This window comes from Arcobacter sp. (assembly GCF_050300555.1).
In the GTDB taxonomy this organism is placed as follows: domain Bacteria; phylum Campylobacterota; class Campylobacteria; order Campylobacterales; family Arcobacteraceae; genus Arcobacter.
In genome coordinates this window covers 1-759 of the sequence record NZ_JBNKXY010000121.1, presented here as the reverse complement: position 1 = coordinate 759, position 759 = coordinate 1, and the positions used below count along the sequence as shown (strand labels likewise).

The window sequence follows — 759 nt, the reverse complement described above, 5'->3', positions numbered from 1 at the left end:
GCTGATGAGGTGGTGTGCGTTGCTGTGGCCGAATCTCAAGTCGACATCCTGGGTGGGAAGATGGAGTGCTTATCCAGCAAGGACTTGATAGGGTATGACTACATTAGTGCTGGCAAGGATGGGTTTGTTCTAATAAGTGTAAAACTTGCAATCGGTGCGACCCAGTTGGCTCATGATTTTTGATAGATGATGACAGTTAGCAAAGATCTTGAGTGGCTGGGTAGGCACAGAGCGGAGTATCGTTCATATACGGATGATGCCATGGGCGTGGTCAAGGACTTATATGAGTTAGGAAAGCTTGGCTGAGGTTTTTCCTCTATGGACGACTTAGAAAAAGTAGAAATAGGTGATGGAGTCATTCCTCGGCCTACATATGTAAGTGCACATCTAAACATGAGACAAAAATAGGAAATAATTGAGTTGTTGAAGGCATAGACGTGTTGTTTTTCTTGGGATTACACCGAGATGCCCGGGTTAAGTAGGGAGCTCATCGAACATCGGTTACTGATTAAAGCTAGTTTTATACCGTATAAACAGAGAGCCCGAAACTTCAAACCAGAAATTGTCAAAAGGGTGAAGGAGGAGGCGGATCGGTTACTGCAAGCTGGGTTCATACAGCCATGTCGCTATGCAGATTGGGTTTCTAACATTGTCCCATGTAACACCCTGATTTTCACATGGAAACAAAACTCTAGAATTTTTTTAAAGTAAATAAATAATTATGTTTGTTGAAATTCATGCCGATGCATATTTTTTATG

At 42.3% G+C, this 759-nt stretch carries 1 protein-coding gene; it reads left to right on the top strand.

The window, feature by feature from the left end:
* Positions 1-183 (top strand): hypothetical protein (locus ACQY5W_RS13105; protein ID WP_428025420.1); only part of this gene is annotated, 183 nt, incomplete at its 5' end.
* Positions 184-759: the final 576 nt, after the last annotated feature.